The organism is Sutterella sp. (genome assembly GCF_030539355.1).
Taxonomy (GTDB): Bacteria; Pseudomonadota; Gammaproteobacteria; order Burkholderiales; family Burkholderiaceae_F; genus Sutterella.
This window is the reverse complement of record NZ_JAUNSF010000003.1, coordinates 71319-78281: the sequence shown is the minus strand read 5'-3', so window position 1 is coordinate 78281 and position 6963 is coordinate 71319. Positions and strand designations below refer to the sequence as shown.

The window sequence follows — 6963 nt, the reverse complement described above, 5'->3', positions numbered from 1 at the left end:
GCGGTCTTTCGCCTCCTGATCGCCGACCTCGACGGCCGGTTCTCGGTCGAGCGCCTCGCCGACCACCTCTCGGCGCTCGCCGACGCGGTGATCGCCGAGATCCTCGATCTCTCGTGGCACAGCCTCGGCAAGCGCGCCGAGGAGCCGCCGAAGTTCGCGGTGGTGGGCTACGGCAAGCTCGGCGGCAAGGAGCTCGGCTACCAGAGCGACCTTGATCTCGTCTTCCTCTACGACGACCCGGCCGACGACGCCGATCCGGTCTACAGCCGCCTCGTGCGCCGCATGATCAGCGCGCTCACGATCCAGACCTCCTCGGGCAAGCTCTTTGACGTGGATCTGCGTCTGCGCCCGAACGGCGAGAACGGCCTCGCGGTCTGCTCGTTCGACATGTTCTCGCGCTACCAGAGGAACATTGACGGCAACGGCGCCTGGCTCTGGGAGCATCAGGCCCTCACGCGCGCGCGCTTCATCGCGGGCGACCCGGATCTCGGGCGGCGCTTCGAAGCGGAGCGCGAGTCGATCCTGCGCGAGGTCCGCGACCGCGACGAGCTCGCGAAGGCCGTGTCCGAGATGCGCGCGAAGATGCTTGACGGCCACCCCAACAAGAGCGGGGACTTCGACCTCAAGCACGACCGCGGCGGCATGGTGGACGTGGAGTTCCTCGTGCAGTACTGCGTGCTCGGGCTCTCCGCGGAGCATCCGGAGCTCGTCAACAACTTCGGCAACATCCTGCTCCTTGAGATGCTCGCGAGAATCGGCGTCTTTGACGAGGAACTCGCCCGCGAGGCCGTGCTCGCCTACCGCCGCTACCGCGCGCTGCAGCACGAGATCCGCCTGAACGCCGGCGAGAGCGTCCCGGCGCGCGTGCCCGTGAGCATGGTCGAGCACGAGCGCGAGGTCGTGCGCCGTCTCTGGCGCACGGTCTTCGGCAACGACGGACCTGAACGCGCCTGAGCCGTTAGGCTGATGCGAAGGGAGGGCGGCGCGCCATAGAATCAGAGACCTCAGCAAAGAAATTTTTCGCGGAGGTCTTTGAAAGCGTCATGCCGCTCTCTCATTCCGAATATCACGCTCCCTCGTGGTGCCCGGGCGGGCATCTGCAGACGGTCATCCCGGCGCGCATCACGGAGCGCCCGAAGGTGACCTACCGGCGCGAGATCGTCGGGATGCCCGACGGTGACATCGTCGCCTGGGACTGGGTGACGCCCGAGCCGACGGACCCGAAGGCGCCCGTGCTCGTGCATTTCCACGGACTCGAGGGCGCGAGCGACAGCCACTATGCCGAGGCGCTCATGGATAGTTGCGTGAAGCGCGGCTGGAGGGGCGTGGTCGCGCACTTCCGCACCTGCGGGGGGCTGATGAATCTGAAGCCCCGCGCCTACTTCGCGGGCGACACGGGCGACGCGAGCTGGGTGCTCGAAACGGTGGCGAAGCGCTACCCCGACGCGCCCCGCTACGCCGTGGGCGTGAGCCTCGGCGGCAACCAGCTCACGAAGTGCATGGGCGACCTCGGGACCGAGGCGCAGCACCTCGTCGACGCCGCCGTCTCGATCTGCGCCCCGATCGATCTCGTCACCGGCAGTGAGCGCATGAGCAAGGGCGTCAACACGCTCTACGCGGACATGTTCCTCAAGACCCTCAAGGAGAAGCTGATCGAGAAGGCGAAGCAATGGCCCGATCTCTTCGACATCGAGCAGGTGAAGCGCTGCCAGACCCTGTATGATTTCGACGATATCTACACGGCGCCGGTCCATGGCTACAAGGGAGCGATGGAGTACTGGCAGAAGTGCTCGGCCAAGCAGGTCCTTCCCGGGATCCGCGTGCCGTTTCTCCTTCTGAACGCCTGCAACGACCCGTTCTATCCCGGCTGGGCCCTGCCCGGCGAGAGCGAGATGAGCGCGTCGGTGATCGGCGAGTTCCCGAGGGAGGGCGGACACGTGGGCTTCCCCGAGGGCGCGCGCTTTCCCGGGGACCTGAATTACCTCCCGCGTCGTGTGATGCGATTCTTCGACACCGGCAGCTGAACCGTCTGCTTTGAGCGTGCGCCTTTTCCCCGGGGGGGAAGGGCGCCGCAGGGTGTCTTCCTTCATTTCCTTTTTGAGCGGACGCGCCGGATATCCGCCGGAGCGGCGTCCCCAAGGAGCGCACCATGGCCCTGAGCCGTCTCATCCCGTCCGAGCGCACCTCGCAGCTCGGTCTCGTCACTCTTCTGCTCTTCATCCTCACCATTCCGCTCGGAAACTGGGTGGTGATGAACGTGGGTCTCGTCTGCGACCCGAACGGCCCCTGCCTGATTCCCGTCTGGCCCGGCGTCTGGTCGCCCTCGGCCGTGATGCTCGCCGGTCTCGCGCTCGTGCTGCGCGACGCCGTGCAGAACCTGCTCGGCAACCGCGCCGCCGTCTGGGCGATCCTCGCCGGCACGGCGCTCTCGGCCGTTCTCGCCGAACCCTCGATCGTGATCGGCTCCGCGGCGGCGTTCCTCTTCTCCGAACTCGCCGACTTCGCGGTCTACACCCCGATGAGAAAGCGCTGGCCCTCGTCCGCGGTGATCCTCTCGGGCCTCGTCGGCAGCGCCGTCGACAGCGCGATCTTCCTTTCGCTCGCCTTCGGTTCGCTCGACTACCTCTTCGGACAGGTGCTCGGCAAGTTCTGGATGAGCCTCCTCGGCGGCGCCGTTCTCTGGTGGTTCCGCCACCGCCGCACGGCCCCGGCCGAGACGCACGCGGCCGGTCTTTCGTGACACTTCTCCCCGATCGGCGCCCTGAAGAAAAGCGGCGCTTAAGATGAGGGAGTCAGAATGAGCTCTGCAGTCTGTGTACCCCAAAGGGAACACACAGGCGCAGAGCTCATTTTTTATATCCCTCAATCTGATCGCCATGTCAGCCACCCGCGAGACCCCGGACGCTCCGCGCGCCGCAATTCTCCTGATCAACACCGGCTCCCCGGCCGCGCCCGAGGCGGGCGCGGTGCGCGAGTACCTCGCCGAGTTTCTCTCCGACACCCGCGTGATCGAGCTGCCGAAGTGGAAGTGGTGGCCCATCCTGCACGGCATCATCCTGCGCGTCCGGCCCGCGAAGTCCGCCGAGCGCTACCGCGGCGTCTGGCTTCCCGAGGGCTCGCCCCTCATCGTCCACACGGAGCGCACGGCCGCGAGGCTGCAGGCCGCGATGGACGAGCGCACGGGCGGCGCGGTGCGCGTCGCCTGGGCGATGCGCTACGGACGGCCCGCCGCGGACGAGGTCTTCCGCGGGCTTGTCGACTCCGGCATCGAGCGCGTCCTCGTGATGCCGCTCTTCGCGCAGTACGCCGCGCAGACCTCCGCGGCCTGCCTTGACCGGATCTTCGAGACCGCGCTCACGATGAGGAGCGTCCCGGCGATCCGCACGGTGCGCGACTATCACCTCGACGAGGGCTACATCGGCGCGCTCGTCGAGCATCTCCGGAACTTCTGGGCGCGCGAGGGCGACCCGCGTGCGACGGGCGGCCGGCTCGTCATGAGCTTCCACGGCATCCCGGCGAAGAGCTCGGAGCTCGGCGACGTCTACGAGCGCCACTGCCACGAGACCGCCGCGCGGCTCGCCGAGCGCCTCATGCTCGCCGAGGACGAGTGGTCGGTGTGCTTCCAGAGCCGCTTCGGCCGCGACGAGTGGCTGCAGCCCTATACGCTGCCCTTCGTCGAGGGGCTCGGCCGCGAGGGCGTCGCTCGCGTCGACGTCATCTGCCCGGGCTTCGCCGCGGACTGCCTCGAGACGATCGAGGAGATCGGCGACGAACTGAAGCGCGCCTATCTCACGGCGAACCCCACGGGAACCTTCAAGTACATTCCCGCGCTCAACGCGACCGACGAGGCGATCCGGGCCTACACGGAGATCGCCATGAGGGAACTCTCGGGCTGGGTCTCCGGGAAGGCTTGAAATTCCGGCCTGCCGTCCCCATATAGAAGGCAAGTGAATCAATGGCGGCTCCGCCGGGCCCTTCCGGGGCGCGGACCGCAACGACAGGACTGGAACAAGAATGACTGAAGCTCAGAACCCCTCTGAAGAGAAGAAGGCGAACGAAGAAGGCTGCTGCTGCGGCGAAGGCGGCTGCGGCTGCCAGCATGGCGAGGCCGCTCCCGAGACGGCCGAGGCCGGCTGCTGCTGCGGGAAGGAATCCTGCGAGTGCGGCGCCGAGGCCCCCGAGGCTGAGAAGGCCCCGACGGTCGAGGAACTGCAGGCCCAGCTCAAGCTCTCCGAGGCGAAGGTTCTCGAGCACTATGACCTCTACGTCCGTGCGATGGCCGAGGTGGAGAACACCCGCCGCCGCTCGACCGAGGAGCTCGTGAAGGCCCGCAAGTTCGCGATCGAGAAGTTCGCCGAGAACCTGCTCCCCGTGGTCGACAGCCTCGAGAAGGCGCTCGAGGCCACCAAGGACGAGCCCGCCAGCCCCGTGCGCGAGGGCATGGAGGCCACGTACCGCCAGCTCATCCACGCGCTCGACGTCTCCGACATGAAGCCGATCGACCCGAAGGGCCAGGCCTTTGACCCGCATCAGCACCAGGCCATCATGATGGTCCCGGCGCCCGAGGGCCAGAAGGCCGGCGAGGTCGTGCAGGTCTTCCAGCGCGGCTGGAGCATCGCCGGCCGCGTGCTCCGCCCGGCCATGGTGAGCGTCGCGCAGTAATCCGTCCGCGCATACATATATAGAAGAGGAAGCCCTGGTCTGAAAGAGGCCGGGGCTTCGTCTTTCCGGCGGGCGGGAAAGCGCCCGCCGGGAGCGGAACTGCAGAAAGTGCAAAAAAGTTTTTCCCCGGCCCCTTGAAAAAAAGCGGGGCGGCCCCATATAGAGATTAAAGACGAAACGGACCGGCTCCGCGAGGTGACCGGGCCCCGAGATTCGGAAGCCGCCGCGGGCCTGAACAGGCTGACAGACGAAGAGGCTTCCGGGACAGATTTCTAAAAACACGCCGCATGCCGCCGGCACCGGAGAAGGATTCCGGATGAGGAAAGGCGCGGCGGAATCACTTGCAACAGGAACCACGAAACATGGCAAAGATCATCGGCATTGACCTTGGTACGACGAACTCCGCGGTCGCCATCATGGAAGGCGATCACGTCAAGGTCATCGAGAACAGCGAAGGCGCCCGCACCACGCCCTCGATCGTTGCGTACATGGACAAGGGCGAGATTCTCGTCGGCGCCCCCGCGAAGCGTCAGGCCGTCACGAACCCGAAGAACACGCTCTTCGCCGTGAAGCGCCTCATCGGCCGCCGCTTTGACGACGCCGAGGTCCAGAAGGACATCTCGCTCGCTCCGTTCAGCATCGTGCGCGCCGACAACGGCGACGCCTGGGTTGAGGTCTCCGGCAACAAGCTCGCTCCGCAGCAGGTCTCCGCTGAGATTCTCCGCAAGATGAAGAAGACCGCCGAGGACTACCTCGGTGAGACGGTCACCGAGGCCGTCATCACGGTTCCGGCCTACTTCAATGACTCGCAGCGCCAGGCCACGAAGGACGCCGGCCGCATCGCCGGTCTCGAGGTGAAGCGCATCATCAACGAGCCGACCGCGGCCGCCCTCGCCTTCGGCATGGACAAGGCCGGCACGGCCGACCGCAAGATCGCCGTGTATGACCTCGGCGGCGGCACGTTCGATATCTCGATCATCGACATCGCGAACATCGACGGCGACAAGCAGTTCGAGGTTCTCTCGACCAACGGCGACACGTTCCTCGGCGGCGAGGACTTCGACCAGCGCCTCGTCGACTACATCATCACCGAGTTCCGCAAGGACACCGGCGCCGACCTCTCGAAGGACGTCCTCGCCCTGCAGCGTCTGAAGGACGCCGCCGAGAAGGCGAAGATCGAGCTCTCGAGCCGTCAGGAAACCGAGATCAACCTGCCCTACATCACCGCTGACGCCACCGGCCCGAAGCACCTGAACCTCAGCATCACCCGCGCGAAGTTCGAGAGCCTCGTCGAGGACCTCGTCCAGCGCACGATCGAGCCGGTCGCCAAGGCCCTGCGTGACGCCAAGGCCTCGAAGTCCGACATCACCGACGTGATCCTCGTGGGCGGCATGACCCGCATGCCGCGCGTCCAGGAAGTCGTCCGCGAGTACTTCGGCAAGGATCCCCGCAAGGACGTCAACCCGGACGAGGCCGTCGCCATCGGCGCCGCCATCCAGGGCTCGGTCCTCACGGGCGAGCGCCGCGACGTGCTGCTCCTTGACGTGACCCCGCTCACGCTCGGCATCGAGACCTTGGGCGGCGTGATGACCGCGATGATCAAGCGCAACACCACGATCCCGACCAAGCACGCCCAGGTCTTCTCGACCGCGGAGGACAACCAGCCCGCCGTGACGATCAAGGTCTATCAGGGTGAGCACGAGATGGCCGCCTCGAACAAGCTCCTCGGCGAGTTCAACCTCGAGGGCATCCCGCCGTCTCCGCGCGGCCTGCCGCAGATCGAGGTCGCGTTCGACATCGACGCCAACGGCATCCTGCACGTCTCCGCGAAGGACAAGGCCACGGGCAAGGAAAACAACATCACCATCAAGGCGAGCTCCGGCCTCTCCGAGGACGAGATCCAGCGCATGGTGAGCGACGCCGAGGCGAACAAGGAAGAGGATCACCGCCGCTTCGAGCTCGCCCAGGCCCGCAACCAGGCCGACGCCGCGATCAGCCAGGTTCAGAAGAGCCTGAAGGATCTCGGCGACAAGGTTGAGAGCTCCGACCGCGCCGCCTGCGAGGACGCGATCAAGGACGTTCAGGAGAAGGTCAAGGGCGAGGACAAGGCCGCCATTGAGAAGTCCGTCGAGCGTCTGATGACCGCCGCCCAGAAGATCGGCGAGAAGATGAACAAGGCCGCCCAGCAGGCCCAGGCCGCCCAGCAGCAACAGCAGGGCGCCGACGCCGGCAAGAAGGACGACGACGTCGTTGACGCCGACTTCACGGACATGAAGAAGTAATTCTTCGGCGGGTTCTCCC

General features: G+C 66.4%; 5 protein-coding genes and 1 pseudogene. All 6 read left to right on the top strand.

Going from position 1 to position 6963, the window contains the following annotated elements; translation table 11 throughout:
* Positions 1–954, top strand: a pseudogene (locus Q4F91_RS01455) (DUF294 nucleotidyltransferase-like domain-containing protein); the annotation flags it as partial.
* An 89-nt stretch (positions 955–1043) separates the two neighbouring features.
* A complete protein-coding gene (locus Q4F91_RS01450; protein ID WP_303333988.1) occupies positions 1044–2024 on the top strand; it encodes a YheT family hydrolase in 981 nt (326 codons plus the stop codon).
* Positions 2025–2149: 125 nt separating this feature from the next.
* Positions 2150–2740 carry a VUT family protein gene (locus Q4F91_RS01445; RefSeq protein ID WP_303333987.1) on the top strand — a complete coding sequence of 197 codons (591 nt, stop codon included), beginning with the start codon at positions 2150–2152 and terminating at the stop codon, positions 2738–2740.
* A gap of 136 nt (positions 2741–2876) precedes the next feature.
* On the top strand, positions 2877–3914 hold the full coding sequence (hemH, locus tag Q4F91_RS01440) for a ferrochelatase (RefSeq protein WP_303333986.1): 1038 nt from the start codon (positions 2877–2879) through the stop codon (positions 3912–3914).
* 100 nt (positions 3915–4014) lie between these two features.
* Positions 4015–4662: a nucleotide exchange factor GrpE gene (gene grpE / locus Q4F91_RS01435; protein WP_303333985.1), complete on the top strand. Its 648-nt coding sequence runs from the start codon at positions 4015–4017 to the stop codon at positions 4660–4662.
* Positions 4663–5024: 362 nt separating this feature from the next.
* Entirely contained in the window at positions 5025–6944 is a 1920-nt protein-coding gene (gene dnaK, locus Q4F91_RS01430) for a molecular chaperone DnaK (RefSeq protein WP_303333984.1), read from the top strand.
* Positions 6945–6963 lie beyond the last annotated feature (19 nt).

What these genes read in the sequence shown, in the direction of transcription:
- Q4F91_RS01450 (WP_303333988.1), top strand. Translation starts at nt 1,044, where the DNA reads ATGCCGCTCTCTCATTCCGAATATCACGCTCCCTCGTGGTGCCCGGGC.
- Q4F91_RS01445 (WP_303333987.1), top strand. Translation starts at nt 2,150, where the DNA reads ATGGCCCTGAGCCGTCTCATCCCGTCCGAGCGCACCTCGCAGCTCGGT.
- hemH (WP_303333986.1), top strand. Translation starts at nt 2,877, where the DNA reads ATGTCAGCCACCCGCGAGACCCCGGACGCTCCGCGCGCCGCAATTCTC.
- grpE (WP_303333985.1), top strand. Translation starts at nt 4,015, where the DNA reads ATGACTGAAGCTCAGAACCCCTCTGAAGAGAAGAAGGCGAACGAAGAA.
- dnaK (WP_303333984.1), top strand. Translation starts at nt 5,025, where the DNA reads ATGGCAAAGATCATCGGCATTGACCTTGGTACGACGAACTCCGCGGTC.